The sequence below is a fragment of the Chelatococcus sp. HY11 genome, assembly GCF_018398335.1.
In the GTDB taxonomy this organism is placed as follows: domain Bacteria; phylum Pseudomonadota; class Alphaproteobacteria; order Rhizobiales; family Beijerinckiaceae; genus Chelatococcus.
Genome location: NZ_JAHBRX010000001.1, coordinates 2,897,397 through 2,917,344 on the forward strand (window position 1 = coordinate 2,897,397; position 19,948 = coordinate 2,917,344).

The 19,948-nt window shown below is 63.3% G+C and carries 21 protein-coding genes; 17 read left to right on the top strand and 4 right to left on the bottom strand.

What is annotated here, in order from left to right; translation table 11 throughout:
- Positions 1-2 precede the first annotated feature (2 nt).
- From KIO74_RS13255 to KIO74_RS13290, 8 genes are all read left to right on the top strand, one after another.
- Positions 3-920, top strand: a complete 918-nt coding sequence (locus tag KIO74_RS13255; RefSeq protein WP_213332427.1) for an ABC transporter permease — start codon at positions 3-5, stop codon at positions 918-920.
- Positions 921-922: 2 nt separating this feature from the next.
- Positions 923-1,720 carry an ABC transporter permease gene (locus tag KIO74_RS13260; RefSeq protein WP_213332428.1) on the top strand — a complete coding sequence of 266 codons (798 nt, stop codon included), beginning with the start codon at positions 923-925 and terminating at the stop codon, positions 1,718-1,720.
- 89 nt (positions 1,721-1,809) lie between these two features.
- On the top strand, positions 1,810-2,337 hold the full coding sequence (locus KIO74_RS13265; RefSeq protein ID WP_213332429.1) for a flavin reductase family protein: 528 nt from the start codon (positions 1,810-1,812) through the stop codon (positions 2,335-2,337).
- Positions 2,334-3,434, top strand: coding sequence for a M24 family metallopeptidase (locus KIO74_RS13270; protein WP_213332430.1), 1,101 nt, complete (start codon positions 2,334-2,336; stop codon positions 3,432-3,434). The genes KIO74_RS13265 and KIO74_RS13270 overlap by 4 nt, the downstream gene beginning before the upstream one ends.
- A 12-nt stretch (positions 3,435-3,446) precedes the next feature.
- The gene (locus tag KIO74_RS13275) at positions 3,447-4,595 is read left to right on the top strand and encodes a M24 family metallopeptidase (RefSeq protein ID WP_213332431.1); all 1,149 of its coding nucleotides are present in this window, start codon (positions 3,447-3,449) and stop codon (positions 4,593-4,595) included.
- 13 nt (positions 4,596-4,608) lie between these two features.
- Positions 4,609-5,373 (top strand): GntR family transcriptional regulator, encoded by a 765-nt coding sequence (locus KIO74_RS13280; protein WP_213332432.1) that lies wholly within the window; start codon positions 4,609-4,611, stop codon positions 5,371-5,373.
- A gap of 10 nt (positions 5,374-5,383) precedes the next feature.
- The gene (locus KIO74_RS13285; protein ID WP_213332433.1) at positions 5,384-5,668 is read left to right on the top strand and encodes a DUF1330 domain-containing protein; all 285 of its coding nucleotides are present in this window, start codon (positions 5,384-5,386) and stop codon (positions 5,666-5,668) included.
- Positions 5,669-5,768: 100 nt separating this feature from the next.
- On the top strand, positions 5,769-6,926 hold the full coding sequence (locus tag KIO74_RS13290; protein ID WP_249730973.1) for a M20 family metallopeptidase: 1,158 nt from the start codon (positions 5,769-5,771) through the stop codon (positions 6,924-6,926).
- Positions 6,927-7,138: 212 nt separating this feature from the next.
- Here the strand turns inward: KIO74_RS13290 and KIO74_RS13295 are convergent, their stop codons facing one another.
- The 3 genes from KIO74_RS13295 to KIO74_RS13305 all read right to left on the bottom strand — a co-directional run bounded on the left by KIO74_RS13295 (position 7,139) and on the right by KIO74_RS13305 (position 9,428).
- Positions 7,139-8,344 carry an NAD-dependent epimerase/dehydratase family protein gene (locus KIO74_RS13295; RefSeq protein ID WP_349629187.1) on the bottom strand — a complete coding sequence of 402 codons (1,206 nt, stop codon included), beginning with the start codon at positions 8,342-8,344 and terminating at the stop codon, positions 7,139-7,141.
- A 195-nt stretch (positions 8,345-8,539) separates the two neighbouring features.
- A complete protein-coding gene (locus KIO74_RS13300) occupies positions 8,540-8,851 on the bottom strand; it encodes an NIPSNAP family protein (protein WP_213332435.1) in 312 nt (103 codons plus the stop codon).
- A gap of 61 nt (positions 8,852-8,912) precedes the next feature.
- Positions 8,913-9,428, bottom strand: a complete 516-nt coding sequence (locus tag KIO74_RS13305) for an Lrp/AsnC family transcriptional regulator (RefSeq protein ID WP_213332436.1) — start codon at positions 9,426-9,428, stop codon at positions 8,913-8,915.
- 193 nt (positions 9,429-9,621) lie between these two features.
- On the opposite strand from KIO74_RS13305, the gene KIO74_RS13310 reads away from it, so the two are divergent.
- From KIO74_RS13310 to KIO74_RS13350, 9 genes are all read left to right on the top strand, one after another.
- The gene (locus tag KIO74_RS13310) at positions 9,622-10,686 is read left to right on the top strand and encodes an ABC transporter substrate-binding protein (protein ID WP_213332437.1); all 1,065 of its coding nucleotides are present in this window, start codon (positions 9,622-9,624) and stop codon (positions 10,684-10,686) included.
- 83 nt (positions 10,687-10,769) lie between these two features.
- Positions 10,770-11,921, top strand: a complete 1,152-nt coding sequence (locus KIO74_RS13315; RefSeq protein WP_213332438.1) for an ABC transporter ATP-binding protein — start codon at positions 10,770-10,772, stop codon at positions 11,919-11,921.
- Positions 11,899-12,783: an ABC transporter permease gene (locus KIO74_RS13320; protein WP_213332439.1), complete on the top strand. Its 885-nt coding sequence runs from the start codon at positions 11,899-11,901 to the stop codon at positions 12,781-12,783. Before KIO74_RS13315 ends, KIO74_RS13320 begins: the two co-directional genes overlap by 23 nt.
- Positions 12,783-13,628, top strand: coding sequence for an ABC transporter permease (locus tag KIO74_RS13325; protein ID WP_213332440.1), 846 nt, complete (start codon positions 12,783-12,785; stop codon positions 13,626-13,628). The genes KIO74_RS13320 and KIO74_RS13325 overlap by 1 nt, the downstream gene beginning before the upstream one ends.
- On the top strand, positions 13,625-15,385 hold the full coding sequence (locus KIO74_RS13330; RefSeq protein WP_213332441.1) for a M28 family peptidase: 1,761 nt from the start codon (positions 13,625-13,627) through the stop codon (positions 15,383-15,385). Before KIO74_RS13325 ends, KIO74_RS13330 begins: the two co-directional genes overlap by 4 nt.
- 4 nt (positions 15,386-15,389) lie before the next feature.
- Positions 15,390-16,184: an SDR family NAD(P)-dependent oxidoreductase gene (locus tag KIO74_RS13335; protein ID WP_213332442.1), complete on the top strand. Its 795-nt coding sequence runs from the start codon at positions 15,390-15,392 to the stop codon at positions 16,182-16,184.
- On the top strand, positions 16,181-17,218 hold the full coding sequence (locus KIO74_RS13340) for a ketopantoate reductase family protein (RefSeq protein WP_213332443.1): 1,038 nt from the start codon (positions 16,181-16,183) through the stop codon (positions 17,216-17,218). The genes KIO74_RS13335 and KIO74_RS13340 overlap by 4 nt, the downstream gene beginning before the upstream one ends.
- A gap of 52 nt (positions 17,219-17,270) precedes the next feature.
- Positions 17,271-17,588, top strand: coding sequence for an NIPSNAP family protein (locus tag KIO74_RS13345; RefSeq protein WP_213332444.1), 318 nt, complete (start codon positions 17,271-17,273; stop codon positions 17,586-17,588).
- A 3-nt stretch (positions 17,589-17,591) separates the two neighbouring features.
- Complete coding sequence (locus tag KIO74_RS13350) at positions 17,592-19,445, top strand: gamma-glutamyltransferase family protein (RefSeq protein WP_213332445.1); 1,854 nt, start codon at positions 17,592-17,594, stop codon at positions 19,443-19,445.
- A 91-nt stretch (positions 19,446-19,536) separates the two neighbouring features.
- Here the strand turns inward: KIO74_RS13350 and KIO74_RS13355 are convergent, their stop codons facing one another.
- The gene (locus KIO74_RS13355; protein ID WP_213332446.1) at positions 19,537-19,887 is read right to left on the bottom strand and encodes a DUF982 domain-containing protein; all 351 of its coding nucleotides are present in this window, start codon (positions 19,885-19,887) and stop codon (positions 19,537-19,539) included.
- Positions 19,888-19,948: the final 61 nt, after the last annotated feature.

Here is a 19,948-nt window from a genome sequence, read left to right on the forward strand (position 1 = left end):
ACATGACCCTTCAAGTGGACAGTCAAGGCAGCGTGGGCGTCTCCGAATCCGCAGCGAATGGCACGGTAAATGGTGACGGGACAAAAGCATCGTGGCGCGGCGGGCAGCTTTGGCTGCTGTTGCCCGCGCTGGCATTGCTGGCGATATTCTTCGCTTATCCCCTGTTTGACGTCGTACTGCGCTCCTTCCGCGACAGCCAGGGCGGCTTCACAACACAGAACTATGAGGCGTTCTTTTCTCGCGCGATCTACATCCGCGTGCTACTGCTGACTATAGAAATCGCCTTCCTGACGACCGTCTTCAGTCTTATCGTAGGTTACCCCCTCGCCTACGTCCTCGCCAATTCCGGCCCGACAGTCCGCTCGTTCATGATGCTATGCGTCATGCTGCCGTTCATGACGAGTATTCTCGTGCGTACTTACGGCTGGATGGTGATCCTGAGGCCGAATGGCATCGTCAACACTGCCCTGGCGACGCTTGGCTTGGGCGAGATACAGCTCATCTACAACCGTGGCGGACTGATGATCGGCATGGTCTATACCATGCTGCCCTATATGGTGCTCACGCTTTACAGCGTCATGCGCGGCATCGACGGGCGCTTCGTCGCGGTCGCGCAGAGCCTGGGCGCCGGGCGCTGGTCGGCGTTCTGGCGGATCTATTTCCCGCTCAGCATGCCAGGTGTTGCGGGCGGCTCATTGCTTGTCTTCATTCTGGCGGCTGGCTTTTATATTACCCCCCGGCTCATGGGTGGCGATCGCGACCAGATGTTGGCCTCGATCATCGCGTATCAGGTCGATGTTCTATTGAACTTCAACTTTGCTTCCGCGATTGCCGTCATCCTGCTCATCATCACGTTGGCTTGTTTCGGCCTGTATGCCCGTATCGTCGGGCTGAAGCAGCTCCTTACCAGCAAGGTGTAGCCATGGGATCGGACGCGCTCATCAATCCTAGCCTGCCGGTCCGGATCGCCGCCTGGGTCATGCTCGCCTTCCTCATGGCGCCGGTACTGATCATCATCCCGGTGTCCTTCAGCTCGGCGCAATACCTCAGCTTTCCGCCGCCAGGGTTCTCCTTGCAGTGGTATGAACGGTTTTTCGGCAACAAGGACTGGCTGTCAGCCATCTGGGTCAGCGTACAGGTCGCGACCTTGTCGGCTGGCCTCACGATCGTCGTCTCCACACTCGCCGCGATCCCGCTGGCACGCAGCGATTTTTCACGCAAGACCCTGGTTTACGGGCTGTTGCTCGCTCCCATGATCGTGCCGGTGATCATCACCGCGATCGCGCTCTATTTCGTCTTCGCGCGGATCGGGATGGGCGGGACGGTTATCGCGATCGCGATAGGCCATACCATCGTTGTCATGCCGATCGCGATCGTCGTCTTGTCCGCGACGCTCCAAGGCGTGGATTCGCGGCTCGAGAACGCCGCGATGAGCCTCGGTGCCAGCCGGTTCCAGGCTTTCCGCAAAGTCACCCTGCCGCTGATCGCGCCCGGCATCATCTCGGCGGGCCTGTTCGCGTTCCTCACCTCCTTCGATGAACTCGTGATCCCGCTTTTCCTGGGAGGCCCCAACGCGCAGACATTGGCGGTGCGGATCTGGAACAGCGTCATGCTGGAGATCGAGCCTACGATCGCAGCCGTATCCACGTTTCTCATCGCCCTGACGGTCCTCGTCATGATTGCCGCAAACCTCGTGAAGAAGGCACGACGCTGGGCCTGAGAAAAGTGACGCCCTTTACTTTGGAAGTCCTGGCTTGGAAGTCCTGACTTTCGAAATCCTGGCGCCAGAACGCGCAATGGAGATCAGCAATGACCATGCGTCATGACCCGACTATCGGCGACGCTGTCTCATCGACGGCATTCCGGGAGATCATGAGCTCCTTCCCGACAGGGGTGACAGTGATCACGACCCGTAGTGCCGAGGGAAAGCCGGTGGGGCTCACTGCGAATGCCGTCAGTTCGGTATCGCTCAATCCGCCGCAGCTGCTGATTTGCCTGGGGCGGGATCGCTTCACGGCCCAGGTGATTGCCGAAAGCGAGCGTTTCGCGGTCAATTTTCTCGACCGGAGCCAACAGGCTGTCGCTGAACTGTTCGCCTCCCACGTGGACGACAAATTCGCGGGACTTCGCGTCACCGAGGGAGAACTTGGCTTGCCCTTGATCGCCGGCGCGCTGGCTTACGCCGAGTGTCAGGTCGTGAAAACGATTGAGACCGGTGATCACCTGATCTTCGTCGGCCTTGTCTTGCGCGGTGAAGCTGACGGTGGTGTCCCCCTCATGTTCTTCAGGCGCCACTACGGGGAGTGGCCCTCCAGGCAGCAGGAAGCATCAACATGAACGACCTTGTCTTGGATCGCGTCTCATCGCTGCAGGACGGATTGACACAGCACGGCGTCGATCTGGCGATCATCGCGCCGTCCGCCGAGATGTACCACCTGATCGGCCGAAAGCTGCCCTTGACCGAACGTTTTAACGCGGTTTTGCTGCCGAGATCCGGGCGACCTCGCATCATCGTTCCGCGTCTTCAGGTTCCCCTTGTGCAGGACCTCGCTCATATTTTTGATGTCCAGGCCTGGGGAGAGACCGACACACCCCTCGCGCGCGTCGCCGCCTATGGGGAGGACATCGGCGCGCGGACGATTGCCGTGAACGGCCATTTCTGGAGCTCGTTTCTGCTGCGTTTGCAAAACCTGCGCCCGCAAGCTCGTTTCGTCGACGCCTCGCCCATCACGGCTGCCGCCCGTCTGCACAAGGACGAACGGGAAATTGCCCTGTTGACCGACGCGGCGCGCCGCTTCGATGCGATCTGGGCCGACTTTTTCGCGAATGGACGCCTTGTCGGCGTCACCGAGCGGGATGTGGTGCGCCAGATCGGCGAGCGCGTTGCCGGGCAAGGCTTCGATCCGATGGCCTGGTGCGATGTCGGCAGCGGCCCGAACGGTGCCTCGCCCCTTCATCACCATTCCGATCGGGTCATTCAACCCGGCGATCCCGTGGTCATCGATTTCGCCGCGACCCTCGATGGCTACTACATGGACACCTGCCGGACGCCCGTGGCGGGTGAGCCGGATCCATCCTTTGTCGTGATCTACGACGTCGTCAACGCGGCCCTTGAGGCCGCGTCCCATGCGATCCGCCCCGGAGTGGAAGCGCAGGCGATCGACCGCGCCGCCCGCCAAGTCATCGAGGCGGCCGGACATGGCCCACAGTTTCTGCACAGGCTCGGCCATGGCCTGGGGATCGAGGCCCATGAAGAGCCCTACATCATTGATGGCAACGCACTCAAGCTCGCGCCCGGCATGGTTTTTTCCAACGAGCCCGGCATCTACATCGAGGGGCGCTGGGGCGTGCGTATCGAGAACATCATGCTTGTCACCAATGAAGGCGGACGGTCGTTCAACGACGCGACCCGCGCGCTCACAGTCATGCGATAAGAGGAAATGAGGATGAGCGTGGCCCCTGAAGCGGATACGGCCCACAGGGCCTTCCCGACGACTGAATACGAGGCAAGGATCGCCAAGGTGCGAGGCGAGATGCGGGCTCGCGGCGCGGATGTCCTGCTCGTCGATTGCGTCGAGCACATGGCTTATCTGTTCGGCTATGTACCGCCAGCGGCGATCTACCAACCGGCCCTTCTGCCGCTTGACGGCGATCCGGTCGTGATTGTCCGGACACTCGACGCGCCGACGTTCACCGAGCAATCTTGGGTGAAGGACTATGTTTCCTTCGGCGATGATGAAGACCCAGTCGCGATTCTGACAGGCGTGGTTCAAAAACGAGGATGGGCGGGCCGTTCGATCGCTGTGGAGTTCGACTCGCATTTTCTCCCCGTCGGGCGCTTCCGCGCGATCGAGAGCGCCTTGCCGGACGCCCGATTTGTCGATTTTTCCAAGGTGATCTGGGAAATTCGCCTCATCAAGTCGGAACGTGAAATCGCCTATTTACGGGAGGCCTCACGGATTGCCGATGCCGCGCTGATCGCCAGCATCAACGCGGCGGCGCCCGGCGTCAGTGAGCGCGAATGTGCCGCGGTTTTGTATGCGACGGCCTTGCGCGAGGGCGCGGACAATGGGCGCAGCGCATTGCTCGCGGCGGGCAAGAGAACCGATTCCTTGCATGGGCGCCTCGGTGACCACCGCTTTGAGCACGGCGACATCCTGCATGTGGAATCAATCCCCCTCGTCCGTGGTTATGGCGCGCGGATCATGCGCTCGACCGTGCTGGGTGAGCCTGAGCCTGATCTCGCACGCGCCGCCAGCATTCTGCTCGCGGCGCAGCAGGCGCAGTTCGAGGCGATGAAGCCCGGCGCCCCGGCCCGTGACGTGGATAGGATCCTGCGCCGCGCTGTGCTTGATTCGGGATTGCGCGAGACCTATACGAACTTCACCGGGTACACCTTGGGATATATAGGATTGCCGAAGACCAGCGACTTCACGCGTGCTTTCCTCCCGCAATCGGACTGGACGCTCGAAGCTGGCATGGTCTTTCATATGTACACATACGCACAGGGTCTTGCTTTTAGTGATACGATACTGGTGACACCTGCAGGCGCCGAGCGGCTTACCAAGTCGGATCGCCGCCTTTTCGTGCGGTAGCAATGGAACAGCGATGAGCTTCGACAAGATAAAGGCGCGCAATACGATTGTGCCCCAAGTGTATGAGCAGCTGAAGCGTGCCATCCTGCGTGGCACACTTCCGCCAGGTACCCGACTTGTCGAAAGCCGCGTTGCCGAGGATTTCGGCGTGAGCCGCACGCCCGTGCGTGACGCCATCTCCCGCCTTTTGGCCCAGGGCTTCGTGAAGGAGGATGGCACCGCCAAGGTGGTCGCGGACATGGCCACCGAACTGCACGAGATATTCGGCATTCGCCAGGTGCTGGAGGGTTATGCCGCGCGCCTTGCCGCCGAACATGCCACCGATATCGAGATCGATGAAATCGATGCCGTCTGCCATGCCAGCATCGCGGCCATCGATTCCACGTCCATTGCCGAGCGCGCCGCGCTGAACAACATCTTCCACGGGGCGATCGCGCGGGCCTCCCACCGCCATCGGCTGATCAAGATCATCGGCGATTTTTACGAATATGCGATCACCGAGGAGATGCTTCCCTTCTATGGTCGCTCCGATTCAGAGACGCACGCGGAACAACATCTGGCCATACTCAAAGCCCTCCGGGCCCGTGACGGCGACGCGGCCCAGGCGGCGATGATAGCCCATATCCAGGCGGTCGGCGCGACGGTTGAGGAGGCGGTTCGCCGCGTTCGCAGCGACGAGAACGCTGACATGCCGATATCCAATCCTTCCGAGCATTTGTCGGCAGTCAAGCAGGCCCAGGAAGAACTCGCGGCCCGTTTGACGCCCTCCAGCCTTTAGGAGCGTGATCATGCCCGCCTATGTCGTCATCGAGGTCGAGGTTACCGATCCCACGGTCTATGAGGAATACCGGGTCCAGGTACCCGCCACGATACAGAAACATGGCGGCAAACCCTTGGCGCGTGGTTTCACGGAGCGTCTTGAGGGGGATACGCCGTTCAACCGCATGTCGGTGATCGAATTTCCCGATGCCGAGACCGCCCGGACTTGGTTCGAGTCCGATGAGGTTCGGATCTTGAATGCCCTGCGCCAGAAGAGTGCCCGCTCCTCGGCAAAGCTGATCGTGCCCAGCTGACAGCTGTGGTCGTCCCGACCGCGGCGCTCCAGCCCGTGACACAGTTTTCCGTTCGTTGGAGCAGGCAGCTCCTGCGAGGTTTCGACTCGGAGTAAAAGCGATGGCCGACGCGGATCTGGAAAAAGCGCTCGCAGCATGGTTCGCCGAGCGACAAGACGCCATGGTCGTATTATTGGCAGATCTCGTGAATATCGACAGCAACACCCTGGATAAAAAGGGAGTTGATGCAGTCGGCGCACGCATCATCCACTTCCTCGATGCCGCAGGGGTCCAAAGCGATATCATTCCCCATGAGACGTTCGGCGACATCATTCGCGCGACCGTCCCCTCGGGCGACCGCAACAATGCCCCGGTGATGCTGCTCGGCCATCGGGATACGGTTTTCCCGAGCGGCGAGGTATCTCGGCGTCCCTTCACCATCCTTGGCGACCGCGCCTATGGCCCGGGCGTCGCCGACATGAAGGGAGGGCTGGTCATCAACGCCTTCGTTCTCGCGGCGATGGCGGCGCTGGGAATCGCGCGCAGGCCTGTCGTAGGCCTGTTCACGGGGGACGAGGAGATCGCATCGCCCTGGTCCCGCGATGTCATCGCCCGGGAGGTCGCGGGCATGAGGGCGGTCTTCAACGGCGAGCCCGGCCGTCCGAGCGGCAATGTGACCGTCGGGCGCAAGGGTGGACTGTTCATGCGCATCGACGTCCGTGGTCGCGCCGCTCATTCCGGATCGCATTTCAGCCACGGTATCAGCGCCATCGAGGCGCTGGCGCGAAAGACCATCCGGCTTCACGCCCTGACGGACCTCGAAGCCGGGACGACCGTGAATGTCGGCGTCGTCGGTGGTGGATTGACGCTCAATACCGTGGCTCCGGACGCCTTCGCGGAGCTTGACCTTCGCTATATCGAGCCCAGCGAGCGGGACCGCATGCTCGCCGCGGTGCAGGCCATCGTCGATGAAGAGGACGTGGCTGGCTCGAGTGCCGAGCTGACGATCACCGGCGAATTCCTGCCCCTGGTGCAGTCGGAAGCCGAACGCGCGCTCTACGCGATCTATGACACCGCAGCCGTGTCGCTCGGCTGCCACTTCGGCGAGGAGTTCTCCGGCGGCTGCTCGGATGCGGGCATTCCCTGCGCTCAAGGCATTGCCACCCTCTGCGGGGTTGGTCCTGTCGGAGGTGGGTCCCATACGGAGGAAGAATATATCGAGCTCGATACGCTTTTAACGCGTGCCCAAACGCTCGCGCTCACCGTGGCCCGGCTTTAGCCCCGGCATCGAAACGTTCTCGCGCCGCGCGGAGGGCGCAAAGACGACCAGACAATCGGAGCAGGCAAACTGCCGGCCGTGACAGCTGGAAACGCCGAATCTCGATTGAAACCAGAGCATTTTCGAGCGAAGCGGAAACCGGTTCGCGTGAAGAAAATGCGTAAAACAAAACCTAGAGAATTACCGATGAACTCCGGTTCACCGGAAATTCTCTAGGGGAGGATTCGGCGGCGCCGGAAGTCTTCCAGCTGGGCCAGGATCATATCTCCGGTGTCCAGAATTTCATGGAAGCCCGCCTTCCTGATCTTGGTCGTCGAGGAGATGACATCATAATCCCAACTGAAGACGAAATCGGCGAAGGCCCAGGAAGCGACCTGGTTTAGGGGCAAGGGCCGCAGCTCGTTCTCCCGCACGATATCATTCCAGACCTCACCCTTGTCGGCCATCCACTGGATGAGCGACATGTGCCTGACGCGGCCGACTTCCATGCCAAAATGGCGTGCCACGTTCGGCCATATGTCCTCCCAGCGGAAGACATCGCCATTCGTGACGTTGAAAGCCTGGTTCTCGGCCTGCTTCGACTGGCACATCCAGAAGATCGATTTTGCCAGCACCTCCGCGTCCGACAGTTCCTGGAGACTGGTGTAGTGACCAGGCTTTCCCGGAAAATCCAGGGGCAATCCCAGATGACGGCATATCGCGGCATAGGCCCCGATCGTCGAAATGAAATTCGGGCCAGCCCTGTCCCTCGTGCCGGTGATGACGTTGGGCCGGCTGGTTGACCATGACCAGTCGCCCTTGGCCGACGCTTCCTCCAGAAACTTCTGCTGGCTGAAATAGTAGTTCGGCGGCATATGGCCAGCATCCGCTTCCACCATCGGCGTCCTGACCGGCCCGATGTGTATCCCGTACCATTTGCTTCCCATGACGGCGTGGACGTGACGCAGATCCGGGCCGCGCGCGGCGTTCACGATGTTCTCCAGCATGGCGAGATTAGGCTGAACGTCCTCGATCCCGACCCTCTCGTAAGGCTTCATCGCGGTATAGAGCGAGTGGGGCGCGCGAGCGGCGTAGACGATATGGGTAAAGTCCCGTCCAGCGACGGCTTCTCTGCAGGATTCGAAATCAAGGAGATCAGCGCTCACATAGCTCACATTTGGCTGAGAGCTTTCGGGCGGCCTGCGACACAGGCCCGTCACTTTCCACCCTGGAGTAGCGCCTACGATATCAATGAGAAACTGGGTCGCTACGCCAGTCGCTCCCGCAATCAGCATATGACGTGCCGGTTCGGACATGCTACCTCCCAAAGAATGCTTTTTTAAATCATCTAAATGATTATCCAACGCTGTCAAGACGCGGCGACGTTTCGTTGCGCGTCGCCATGAGCGAAGGCGCTCGGGGCCATCGCCAAGCAACATCGTTCACCGCGCTCCCACGCACGGTGCTAAAACCGGCTGTCGGTGATTTTGCAATATCTGGGGCGGCCCTGCCGCCGGTAGCGCCCGGCAGGGACGAGGATCGTCGAGGCGCGATGAGCCTGTGGGGCACAAATGTCACAGCCCCCGGGCGCCGCGCGCGCCGGGGCTGTGACAAGCCAAAGTCTGGCTTGATCCCTATCGCGCCGCGAACGGAACCGAACGGAAGATCTGGCTGTCCTTGCTCTGAATGAGGGGATGCAGTTCTTCGCTCATGGTCTTGAAGCTTTCATCCGCATAGAGCGCCTTTCGCCTGACCTCTCGATCCTCCCAGCTTACATAGCCGAAGATCTGGACCACCTGCTCGATCGGTCCTGTTTCGGAGGTGAGGAAGCCGATGCATTCGCCCAGATATTGCTTCTGCAACGCGAAGCCTATCCGCTCGAAAGCCTTGAGATATTGAGCCATTGTACCTGAGCGAAACGTATAGGTGCGAATCTCGACGATCATCGTGGGGCGATCCAAATTTGAGCGTCGTCGGCCGACGCGGCGATGGGATATGCGTGATGTTCTACTCGGGGTCGTCGACCGAGGCGGACTGGAATCCTTCCTCCTGTTCAAGCCCGAACCAGGTTTCCCAGGTCCAAGAACTCTTCAGCGTCTCCACCTGCGGGAAGACCTCGACCGAGGTAATATGCGGCATCTGCGCCGGCATTTCCTTGCGGATGAAATGATGCAGCGAGTTCATCGTCGTGTGCAGGCTCTGCACGATAATGTCGGCGCTGCCGAAGGAAATCGACACAAAGCGGACGGACGGATACTCGGCGATCCGGCGGGCATAGTCGTCGACATGGGCCGGCGGCACCTTGAGGTGAATGAGGGCGACGACGTCGAAGCCAAGCGCGATGAAATTGCCAACGGCGGCAATGCGGATGAGACCTGAGTCCGTCAGGCGGCTGACACGCTGGCGAACAGTCGCCTCGGACACCTTTAAGTCGCGGGCGATCTCACGGTAGGGCTGGCGGCCGTTCTGGGAAAGCGCGGCGATGATGCGCTTGTCCAGTGCATCGAGATTCAGACCGTTCACGTCACCTTCCCCCTGCTTCGCAATGGGCATCTTGCTGCTCAAAAATTCCTACTTTGCGCATTAGATTCGCATATGAATCTATTGACTGCGTATCAAATCGAAGTTTAGCATTATGCATTGCGTATCATAAAGTCACTTTTGCGCAAATGCACAGCCAAGGGCGTCAAAAGCGACAAACAGAGAGGGTGCAACAATGGCGGCGAAAGCCCTGTTATTCGCGACAAGTCTCATTGCGGCAGCCGTGGCGAGTGCCTCGCCGACGTTTGCGCAGGCCGAACGGGATGGAAAGATCTCATTCTTCATGTTCGCAGGGTCCGGCTCAGATGTGGTTCCGAAGGAAGTCATCGCTGACTATCTCAAGAAGAACCCCAAGGCTGGCATTGATATCGTCGAGACGACAAACGCGATCATCTATCCGAAGATGGTCACCGCTCGTCGTACGACACCGGACCAGCCGCTCGTCCATTGTGGCTTCTTCAATGCCGACACGATCAATCGTGGTGACGCCGATGACATGTGGGAGACGCTGAACAAGGCGAACATCCCTAACATGGCGAACACGCTGGATACCTATGCGCGTCCCGAGGCACGCGGGGTTCCCTATCAGGCGATGGGGATCGGTCTTCTCTATAACACGCGCGTCATGAAAGAGCCGCCGACCTCCTGGAGCGTGCTCTGGAGCCCAGACAGCCGGGGCAAGATCGTTACTTTCGACAACGACTTGCGGCTTGTCGGCCTTGTCTCGAAGCTCAATGGCGCCGATGAGAAGAACCCCGACACGGGCTTCAAGCTCCTGTCCGAGAATGCCAAGAATTTTCGCGCGCTGGTGGATTCCAATGACGCGCTGAAAAACCTGGTCATCAGCGGCGACGCGCCGATCGCACCGTGGTTCTCGTCCGTCTCCGATGTCTGGATCAAGGAAGGCTCTCCGGTGGGCTTTGCCGTGCCGAAAGAGGGTGCGATCGCATTCCCGATCTACATGGCGATCGCCAAGGGCGTCACGCCGGCCCAGCGCGCCGTCTGCGAGGATCTGCTCAATGAGCTCCTCACGCCGGATCGGGCTGGCCGCTACGCGCTCGTCACCTCTTCGGTTCCGCTCGTGACCAACGCCACCCTGTCCAAGGAGCAGGTCGAGAACCCGATCCTCAATCCTGCCATCGCAAAGAACGCCATTCAGATTGATTTCGCCTATATCGCGACAGTGGCCGCTGACTGGCGCGATCGCTGGGCGCGCGAGATCAAACTGAAGATGCGCTGAGCCGTCGCGGGCCGTGATGACCTCACGGCCCGTGCCGCTCCATCTTTGAAATAAAAACCAGTTTGCATGCGGGACCTTGCAACGTGTCAGGAACGGTTGAAATCGTTGGCGTGACGAAGCGCTTCGGGTCGCATCTTGCGGTCGATGACATTTCCTTCGGGATCGGCAGTGGGGAGTTCTTCTCGCTGCTGGGGCCGTCGGGCTGCGGCAAGTCGACGACGTTGCGGATGCTGTCGGGTTTCGAGGCGCCCGATGAAGGCGCGATCCGCATCGCCGGCCAGGACATGACCGACGTGCCGCCCTATCGGCGGCCGACCAACATCGTGTTCCAGCGCTGGGCCCTGTTCCCGCACATGAGCGTCGAGGCCAACGTCGCCTTCGGGCTGGAGGCGGAGGGCCGGCCGCGCGCCGAGATCCGCAGCCGGGTCGGTGACGCGCTGGCGCTCGTCGGGCTTTCGGGCTTCGCCGCGCGCAAGCCGGGCCAGCTCTCGGGCGGGCAGATGCAGCGCGTGGCGCTGGCGCGCGCCCTGGTGAAGCGGCCGAAGGTGCTCCTGCTCGACGAGCCCCTGAGCGCGCTCGACCTCAAGCTGCGCCACCAGATGCAGATCGAGCTGAAGCGCATCCAGCAGGAGATCGGCACGACCTTCATCTTCGTCACCCATGACCAGGGCGAGGCGCTCGCCATGTCGGACAAGGTGGCGGTGATGAATGCCGGGCGGGTGGAGCAGATCGCCTCGCCGCAGGAGCTCTACGACGCGCCGGCGACGCGCTTCGTGGCGGGCTTCATCGGCCATGCCAATCTGCTGCCGGTGACGGTGGAGGGGCCGGCCGCAGAGATGGCGGCACATGCGGCGGCACATGTGGCGGCTCCTGCGGCGGCGGCCATGGCCGGCGGGCTTGTCAGGGTGCGGCTGGGCGACCTCGCCTTCACGGCGGTGGCGCGCGAGGCGCTCGCCGGCGATGCGACCCTGGCGCTGCGCTTCGAGCGGGTGCGCATCGGCGCGGCCGGCGGCAGCACCCCGGGCACCGACAATGCAGGATCGGCGCGGGCGACCGGCGTGGTGCGGCAGATGATCTTCGGCGGCTCGACCGTGCAATATGTGGTGGGGCTCGACGCCGCGCCGGTGGAGATCACCGCCGAGCAACCCCACGGCGCCGGCGCCACCGTCTTCACCCAGGGCACACCCGTCACCCTCACCTGGGAGCCCGCCGATGGCCGCCTCTTCAAGCCGTGAGGGCGGCGCGGCGGCGCGCGCGAAGGCCGAGCGCTCGGCCTGGCTGCTGCTGACGCCTATGTGCCTCCTGATGGCGGTGGCCTTCATCCTGCCGGTCGGGCTTTTCCTGCTTTACAGCTTCTATCGTTTCCGGGGTGGGCGGCTCGAAGAGACCTTCACTCTGGAGACCTACTGGCGTTTCATGACGGATGAGCTTTATCTCATCACCATTTACGACACGCTCCAGCTCGCGGTGGTATCGACACTGCTCTGCCTGGTGATCAGCTATCCGCTCGCCTATGCAATGTGGCGCATGCGCAGCCCCGGGCTGCAGAAGCTCATCGCCTTTATCGTCTTCGCGCCGGTCCTTGTGAGCGTCGTGGTCCGCAGCTATGGCTGGACCGTCGTGCTCGCCGATCAGGGACCGGTGAACTTCATCCTGACCCGCCTCGGCCTGACATCCGGGCCAGTTTCCCTCGTCTACAACATGACGGGCACGGTCATCAGCCTTGCTCATGTTTTCCTGCCCTTCGTGGTTTTCCCGATCCTGGCCTCCATGTTGCGGCTCGACCCGACGCTGCGCGAGGCGGCGGAAGACCTCGGCGCGAGCTGGTGGAAGACATTCCGCAGCATCACCCTGCCCCTCACGCTTCCAGGGGTCGTGGCGGGCGCGCAGATCTGCTTCACCCTGTCGCTCGGCTCCTTCGTCACGCCGGCGATCCTGGGCGGGGGGCGCGTGCTCGTGTTGCCGATCCAGATCTATACCGCGACGAGTGACATCAACTGGCCGGTCGCGGCTGTCGGCGGGCTCTGCCTGCTCGTCATGGCGTTTATCGCGGTGGTCGCCTTCGGACGCCTGTCGAAATACAGCGAGGCTGTGTGATGGCGGCTCGCACTGCACGCGGCAAAAGACTGCCGGCCTGGCGGCATCTCGCGCTCGGGATCTTCACGGTGGCGGCCGTCGTCTTCATCCTGGCGCCCCTGGCCATCGTGATCCTGACCTCGTTCTCCGCCCAGAGCTACGCGATTTTCCCGCCGGAGGGCTATTCCCTGCGCTGGTACGCCAACCTCGCCGCGCAGACGACCTTCTACGTCGCCGCCTTGCGGAGCCTCGTCCTCGCGTTGGTTGCCACCGCTGCATCACTCGTGGTCGGCACCATGACGGCCTACGCGCTGGTCCGTTATCGGCCGCGCGGGCACTCCGCGCTCAAGGCGATCTTCCTGTCGCCCGTCGTTCTGCCCAAGATGGTGCTTGGCGTCGCGGTCTTCATGCTGGTCGTCAAGATCGGCTTCTACGGCAGCAGCTGGAACCTCGTTCTCACGCATACGCTGATCTGCGTGCCCTTCGTCATTGCCATCGTCGCGGCATCCCTGGCCAATTTTGACTGGTCGCTCCAGGAGGCCGCACTCGATCTCGGCTCGAGGCCCCTGCCGACCTTCCTCAAGGTGATCCTGCCGCAGATCTCCGTCAGCGTCTTCATCTCCGGCCTTTTGGCTTTCGTCACGTCCTTCGATCAGGTCGAAACCACGATGTTCCTGATGCGGCCGGGCGAAAGCACGCTGCCGATCGAGATGTTCCTCTATCTCCAGCGCTGGCAGGATCCCACCATCGCCGCGCTCTCGTCCGTCCTCATCGTATTCGCCATCTTCCTGCTCGTCCTGACGAGCCTCGTGCTCGGCCGACGCAAGATCACGACCCTGCAGACCTCAGCGGAACCCGGACCATGAATGACATCGAGCTCCACGCGCTCGCCGCGCGCGTCGAAGGCCCGCGTTTGATGAAGCATCTCGCGGCTTTCGCGCGATGGACCAAACATGCGGGAACGCAGGGTGAGCTGGACAGCCTTGCCTATGTCCGCGCGGAGCTCGACGGCTATGGCTACGCGACCGAGCTTATCCTGCACGATGCCTATATCAGCCTGCCGGGCGAGGCCTCGGTCTCCATCGCCGGAGAGACGCTGCCCGCCATCACCCAGTCGTTTTCGCGCAGTTCTCCAACAGGCGGCCTCGAAGGCGAGGTCATCCCGATCGGCTCGGGTAGCCCGGCGGATTTCGCCGCGCGCGACGTGCGCGGCAAGATCGTGCTGGTGGAGGGCATCGCGACGCCCGCGGTGTCGCAGCGCGCCGGCCGCGCCGGGGCGATCGGCCAGATCCACCTGAGCCCGAGCGTCCACGCGCATGAGATGTGCATCTCTCCCGTATGGGGCAGCCCGACGGACGAGACCGCTGGCAACCTCCCCACGACCGTCGTCGTCACGCTGGCGAAAGCCGATGGCGATCGCCTCAAGGAGAAGCTCGGCGCTGCCCCCGGGACGCCGGTCACGCTGAATGCCACTGTCGATACGGGCTGGCGCAAGACGCCGATCCTCGTCGCGTCGCTGGATCGCCCCGACGCGGACGCGGATGAGCCCTTCGTCCTGTTCTCCGGTCATCACGACACCTGGTATTACGGCGTCATGGACAATGGCGGCGCCAATGCCACCATGCTCGAAGTGGCCCGGCTGAGCGCCGATGCGCGGAACGGCTGGCAGCGGGGACTCAAGATTTTCTTCTGGTCGGGCCATTCGCAGGGGCGCTACTCCAGCTCTACATGGTATGCCGATACACACTGGGAAGAGCTCGCCACCCGCGCGGTCGCGCATGTGAACATCGATTCCACCTGCGCCAAGGGCAACACGGTCCTGACGGATGTGCAGGCGGCGGCCGAGCTCGTGCCGTTCAGCCGCAAGGTCATCCGCGCGGAGGGTGAGCAGGAACTGTTCGGCCATCGCATCACACGGGCGGGGGACCAGTCGTTCTGGGGCGTCGGCATTCCCGCGATGTTCTCCAATCTCGGCGAGCATCCCGCGAGCGGCGCCGCGCCAGCCGCGTCCTTCCTGTTCGGCGGCCCGAACAAGCAGGGTGCGGGGACCGGCTGGTGGTGGCACACGCCGGAAGACACCCTCGACAAGATGGACGAGGCGATCGCGGTCCGCGACACGCGCGTCTATCTTCATGCCGTGGCGGGACTGCTGACCGCCAGTATCCTGCCTATCGACTATGCGGCCCATGCCGACATGCTCCTTGCGCAGATCGATGGCTTCGCAAAGGACCTGGGCGATCGTTTCGATCTCGCGCCGCTCCGGACCCGCGCCGAAGGGCTCAGGACCCGCACAGAGGCGCTGGCCGCGTGGGCCGCAGGCGAACACACGCAAGAGCAGGCCGGTCGGATCAATGCCTGCCTCATGGCGGTGTCGCGCGCGCTTGTCCCGGTCGATTACACATCCGGCGACCGCTTCGACCACGACCCGGCGCTCGCACAACCCGCCTATCCCTCGCTCGCGGCGCTTGGGCGGCTTGCCACCACGAGCCCAGGATCGGACGCGGAGAAATTCGCGAACGTCGCCGCGCGGCGCGGCGTGAACCGTGTCCTCTTCGCGTTGCGCGAGGCTCATGCGGCCCTTGATGCCTGCCTCGCCGATCTTGCTTCAGGGAAGGGAGCCTGACACCATGCGCCTTGCTGGACATACCGCCTTTGTCACGGGAGCCGCCGGTCTTCTTGGCCGCGCTATCGTCGCGGATCTCAGGCGCGAAGGCGCGAAGGTCGTCGCCTCCGATATCAATGCCGAGGGATTGGCCGCGTTGGTTTCAGACACCGACGCCAATAGTCCTTTGCTCGCGGCCGTGATCGGCGACGTCACCGACGAGAACGACGTCGAGCGAATGGTCGATGAAGCGGAGAGGCTGGCCGGGCCCGTGGATATCCTCGTGAACTGCGCCGGCAAATACCTGAACCAGCCGGTTGTCGCCATGACCGTCGAGGAATGGGACCGCGCCATGGCGCTCAACCTGCGCAGCGCCATGCTGATGTGCCGCGAATATGGCCGACGCTGGATCGCCGCGAAGACGCGCGGCGCGGTCGTCAACATATCGTCGGGCGCCGGCACGTCTGCGCGCGCCGGCAGCGCGCATTACGCGGCGGCCAAGGCCGGCGTGAACATGCTGACGCAGGTGCTCGCCATTGAATTCGGCCGGGAGGGGATCCGCGTGAACGGCGTGGCGCCGGGTGTCGTGCTCGACCATGTGGTCGAGGAGGAAAGCCCTGAGAATCACGCCTACATCAATCTCAGCCTGCGCGGCATCCCGCTCGGGCGGACAGGCCGGCCGGACGACATAGCCCGGGCCGTTAGTTTCCTCGCGTCCGACGACGCGGAATGGATCAACGGCGTGACGCTCGAGGTCAACGGCGGCTCCCATTGCGGCCGCACGCATGTGCCGCTCACCTTCGACGCCAATTTCAAATGAACACGATCGCCACCAAGGGGCCCATCCTGATCATCGGCGCCGGCGCCATCGGCGGCACGCTCGCGGCCTGCCTCACGGCAGCAGGCGAGCATGTGGTGGCCGTCGACGGCAATGCCGCCCATGTCGATGAGATCCGGGAGAACGGCCTTGTGGTTTCAGGGGTGCGCCCGCTCCACGTGCGGCTGGAGGCGCATCATCCCTCGACGCTGGTCGGAGTTTTCGACCGCGTCGTCCTGGCAGTGAAGGCCAAGGACACTGACGCTGCGCTCGCCACGGCACAGGCGCATCTCTCGCCTGATGGCTGGGTGCTTCCGCTGCAGAACGGTCTCGGCATGCTCGCCGTCGCCGAGGCTGTCGGGGCCGAGCGCACCATCGGCGCGGTGATTGCCATCGGCGCGCATTACAAATCGCCTGGCAGGCTCGCGCTCCTTGGCTATGGCGAAACACATGCCGGCGAAATCGACGGCATGGCACGACCGCGCACCGAGGAGGCTGTCGCCCTGCTCAGCCACCTGCAGCCGGCCGAGTTGACCGACAACATCATCGGCCATGCCTGGGGCAAGCTCGTCCTTGCCGCGATCTACTCGGCGACGGCGCTCGCCGATCGCGACGTCCTCGCGCTCTACGACGACCCCGGCATTTGCGCCATTCTCGCCGCCGCCGGCAGCGAGGTGGTCGCGGTGGCGCTCGCGGAGCACGCGCGGCTTGAACCGGCGGACGGCCTTGAGCCAATGCGATTGCTCGATCGCGACAGCCTCGCCTTCGGGCCCGATGACGTGTGGGCAGGGCAGCGCGCGGCCTGGCGTCGCTACGAGAACACGCGCACGGGCATCTGGCGCGACCTCGCCGAGCTTCATCGCCCGACGGAGGTGAACGCGATGCTGGCGCCCGTTGTGGCCACAGCGCGTCGGCACGCCATCGTAACGCCTTGTCTGGACCAGCTTCTAACCCTGGTTCATGGCGCGGAGACGCGGCAGGTCGCTCTTGGACCCGAGACATTCATGCGCCTCGCGGACCACGTCAGACACCAATGACCGCTGACGGCAGGATGCTCGGATTTTCGGTCAGGCAGGAGGATACCGATCAATGATCTATGAACTTCGTCACTACATCCCTGTGGCAGGCAAGGCCGACGCCCTGGCGCGTCGTTTCGAGGAGCATGTCTTCCCACTTCTCGCCAAATACGGTCTGAAGGTTCACGACTACTGGGAAACAACCGATGGCGCCCGCGAGATTTGGTACGTGATGGAATGGGCTGACGAGGCGGCGATGAAAGTCGGCTGGGACACCTTCCGCGACGATCCCGCCTGGGCGGCCGCGAAGGCCGCGACCGAAACCGACGGCCCCCTTTCGGCAAGCTTGCGTTCCATAGTCCTGAAACGCCCCGATTATTTCCGTTCCTGAGCCATGGTCACGGTCTTTTCCAACGGTCCCTTCACCACGCGGCCGGAAATCCGCGGCACGTTCGGTTGCGCCGCGGCCACACATTGGCTCGCGGCGGCGACCGCCATGCGCATCCTGGAGCGGGGAGGCAACGCCTTCGACGCGGCGGCTGCGGCCGGCTTCGCGCTGCAGGTCGTCGAGCCCCATCTCAACGGCCCCGCCGGCGAGGTGCCAATCCTTTTCTATGACGCAAGGACGGGAAAGGCCGAGGGAATTTGCGGGCAAGGCGTGACACCGGCGGCCGCGACGCCTGAGCGCTTCCGCGAACTGGGGCTCGATATGGTGCCCGGCACCGGCCATCTGGCGGCTTGCGTGCCTGGAGCTTTCAGCGCGTGGCTTCTGCTGCTGCGAAACCACGGGACGCTGCGCCTGAGGGACATTTTGGAGCCGACTATCGAACTCGCGGGCGGCGGCTTTCCCCTGACGCTGCGTGTGGCGCGTACGATCGAATCCATGCGCGCGCTCTTCGAGAGCGAGTGGACAAGTTCGGCGGCAGTCTATTTCCCCGGCGGAAAGGCGCCGGAAGCCGGCGCGCTGTTCCGTAACCCGGCGTTGGCGGCGACCTATCAGCGGATCGTCGACGAGAGCGCGGGTGGCAGTCGCGAGGCGGAGATCGAGAAGGCGGAAGTGCTCTGGTATGAAGGCTTTGTCGCCGAGGCCATCGACCGGGCCGGTCGCGAACCGGTGCTCGATTCCTCCGGCAAGCGCCACGCGGGCCTTCTCACCGCGGATGATCTGGCGCGCTGGCGGGCGAGCTATGACGCGCCGGTCAGCCGCAACTACAACGGCGTGACCGTGCTGAAATGCGGTGCCTGGACGCAAGGGCCCGCCTTCCTGCAATGGCTCGGCCTGCTCGAGGGCTTTCCGCTCGGCGAGCTCGATCCGCTGGGCGACGAATTCGTCCATCTCGTCACCGAGACAGGCAAGCTCGCCCTGGCCGATCGCGATGCTTGGCTGGGTGATGGCGACGCGCCGCTCGCGGCGCTCCTCGACCCGGACTATATCGCGCAGCGGCGCCAGCTCGTCACCGCCATGAGTTCGGCCGAGTTCCGGCCAGGCGCGCCGGGTGGCCGATTACCTACCCCGGTTCCCCTGCGGGAGGCCGTGGCTGGTGATACACCGGCAGGTGTCGGCGAGCCCACATTCACGGGCGCCATCGGGGAGCCTACCTTTGCGAGCGGGAGCCTGGCGGAAGCCGCGCTGGCTGCGCATGTGGAACGCCGCGAGGGAGATACCTGCCACATCTGCGTGACGGACCGGTTCGGCAACATGGTGGCCGCCACCCCGTCGGGCGGCTGGCTGCAGGCGAGCCCGGTCATTCCGGAGCTTGGCTTCGGGCTCTCGACGCGAACCCAGATGTTCTGGCTCACGCCGGGCCTGCCTTCGTCGCTAGCCCCCGGCAAGCGCCCGCGGACGACACTGACGCCCACGCTGGTCCTGCGGGGCGGCCTGCCCTATCTCGGCTTCGGAACCCCGGGCGGGGACCAGCAGGAGCAGTGGTCCATGGCCTTCCTGCTGCGGGTCCTGCACCACGGCTATGGGCTGCAACAGGCAATCGACGCACCGACCTTCCACACCAGCCATCTGGTCGCCTCGTTCTGGCCGCGGGACTTCAAGCCTCGGTCGCTGTCCGTCGAGGGGCGCTTCTCGCGGGGTGTCATCGAAGCCCTCGAAAAGCGCGGCCATGACGTGACCGTGGCTGGCGACTGGACGCTCGGCCGATTGTGCGCCGTCGGGCGCGAGGCCATCGAAGGCGCCCCCATCCTGCGCTCCGCCGCGAACCCGCGCGGCATGCAGGATTTCGCGGTCGGCCGATAAGCCAAATCCGCCTTGGATGGCATCAGACGATTCCATTCAAGGCGGTGAATTTTCTCGTCACCCTATACGCATCCCTCAAGCAGGGACTGAGCTATGCGCGCTCCTGCGGACCGGCGGTCGGCGGTGCGGTATTCAGGAGGCCGGCTTCCTCTGCGGCGGACACGAAAGCCTTGCGCGCGATATCAGGCCAGATCCGCCCCTCAAGAGCTTCGCGGCAGAGGGATATGGCGGTTAATCTCTTGGCGCTGGTCGCAAAAGCCGGCGGCCACTTTCCAATAAGCAGGATCACCGCGTCATCGAGGCGGCATATCTCAACCGCGCCTCTCTTGGCCACGACGACCGGTACAGGCTCGAATTCACGAATCCTGCGCTTCGCCAGGCGATAGCGACGTTGTTCTTCCGGCGTCAAATGCCCCTTACGCCCTTCCTGCTGCCTGCGCATTGGATGACACATCGACGCGCGCCGTTGCAATGGCGTTCTCATACGGCAAAGAAGTAAAGGG